A 2,100-nucleotide genomic window follows, 5' to 3' on the forward strand; every position below is an offset into this window, starting at 1 on the left:
CGAAGGCCGCACGTGGCTGGGTGATGGACACCTACCTGCTGCGGCGAGCCTGACCCGAATCTATCGCTGCGCGAACAGGACCGCCGGGCGCGGCCCGGTATCGGTGGGCGACTTGCTCAGCACGACGGGCAGCCACTGTGAGGTGAGCGCGACCATCGCGAGCCAGGCGAGCACCATCCCGAACGACGGCGAATGCGGCGCAGACGTTTCCATCCCGTTCTGCGACCAGTATCCGAACAGACCGAACAACGAGGACAGGCCCGAGCCGAGCATTGCCGGCACGGCCAGGCGCCACCGGCGCAGGCACAGCGCAGCGGTCGAGATCCCGACCCCGAACACGGTCGCCAGGGTCACGAACAGACGCATCGGAACCGTCACGGGCGCGTCCGCACCGAACCAACCGGCGAGCACGGTCCACGACGCTGCACTCTCGGTCGTGGGCAGCAACAGTGCGACGACCAGGACCGTCACGCATCCGGAGAGCACCCACTGGCGGCGACCGGCACGGAATTCACCGGCGACCTTCTTCTCGATGCGGGCGAACTCGTGGCGGTAGGCGGACAGGTCGTCGCTCACCGGTACTCCTCCTCGCTCAGGGCACAAGGTCCCCAGTATGCCCCGGCGCCCCTGGTGAGGGGTTCGTGGGGTCGGGCGAACAGAATCTCGGTGCCGCCGATCGCGAGCAGAGGGCGCCGAATTCTGCACGCAAGCGATGTCGGCTGTGTCACGATTGCACCACTCAGACACCCCGACAGGAACTTTCCCATGAGCGGTTCGAGTGGTTTCAGGCGTCAGTGCGCAATCCTCGTCACGGTGGTCGTGGCTGCCCTCTGGTCCGTGGTGGCGGCGGCGACCCCCGCCTCCGCCGACGGCGGCACGCTGCGCGGGCGGGTGCTCACGGCAGGCGCGCCGCTCGCCGGCTACGACGTCACCCTGTTCGCCTCGGGCGTTCCCGCACCCCTCGGCACCGCGCGGTCCGGTCCGGACGGCGCCTTCACGATCGACTACACCGCGCCTGCGGGCACGCCGGTGGTGTACGCGGTCGCCACGAACCCGGGGGATCGCCGCGTGACGCTGGCGAGCGTGCTCGGGGCGGGCGTGCTCCCCGGCGACGTCGTGATCAACGAGAGGACGACGGTGGCCACCGGGTTCGCGCTCGCCCGGTTCACGGACGGCGGGCGGATCGACGGTGGTGCGCCGGGCCTGCCGAACGCCGCGGGTATGGCGCGCAATCTCGTCGATCCCGTCAGCGGGGAGGTCGGTGCCGTGCTCGCGACCTCGCCCAACGGCCCGGACACCGAAACCCTGGGCACCTTCGGATCTCTCGCCGACATGATCGCCAATTGCGTTGCGGTCCCCGTGGTGTGCGATCAATTGCTGAATCTGGCTGGTGAGCCCGGGCGGGGAGCGGCCGCCGACACCTGGCAGGCGATGGTGAACACCGCCCGACACCCGTGGCAGAACGTACCGGCGCTGTTCGCGCTGTCGAAGGCGGGACCTGCTCCGTACCAACCGGATCGAGTGCTGCCACCGAGCGCATGGACGCTCGCGCTGCGGTTCGTCGGGGACGGACATTCCATCGACGGTCCCGGCAACATCGCAGTCGACGACGACGGCAACATCTGGGTGACCAACAACTACCAGTACGCGCCCAGCGCGCAGACCCCGGTGTGCGGGGCGAACAACCTGATCAGGCTGACCCCGACGGGGCAGAACTTCCCGGGTTCGCCCTACACCGGCGGTGGGCTCAGCGGTGCCGGGTTCGGCATCGACATCGACGACGACGGGAACGTGTGGGTCGCGAACTTCGGCTTCGCAGCGCCTGTTCCGGACTGTCCCGAACAGGATCAGCCGCCGCACAACAGCGTGTCGCTGTTCTCGTCCGACGGCGTCGCGCTCTCGCCCGACGAAGGTTTCACGCAGGGCGGAATCAGTTGGCCGCAGGGCACCATCGTCCACGGCAGCGGCGACGTGTGGTTCGCCAACTGCGGCAACGACAGTGTGACCGTCTACCCCGGAGGGGATCCCGGGTCGGCGCGGCAGCTCATCGATCTCGGGATCGTCAAACCGTTCGGTCTCGCCGAGGGCACCGGCGGCACG

2 protein-coding genes are annotated in these 2,100 nt (G+C 69.1%); one reads left to right on the forward strand and one right to left on the reverse strand.

What is annotated here, in order from left to right; translation table 11 throughout:
- Positions 1 to 60 precede the first annotated feature (60 nt).
- A complete protein-coding gene (locus I0Q12_RS22615) occupies positions 61 to 576 on the reverse strand; it encodes a hypothetical protein (protein ID WP_197254916.1) in 516 nt (171 codons plus the stop codon).
- A gap of 189 nt (positions 577 to 765) precedes the next feature.
- Between I0Q12_RS22615 and I0Q12_RS22620 the strand changes: the two genes are divergently transcribed.
- On the forward strand, positions 766 to 2,100 hold a 1,335-nt coding region (locus I0Q12_RS22620), incomplete at its 3' end, for a hypothetical protein (protein ID WP_231611222.1).

Source organism: Rhodococcus sp. CX (genome assembly GCF_015865005.1).
GTDB lineage: Bacteria > Actinomycetota > Actinomycetes > Mycobacteriales > Mycobacteriaceae > Rhodococcus.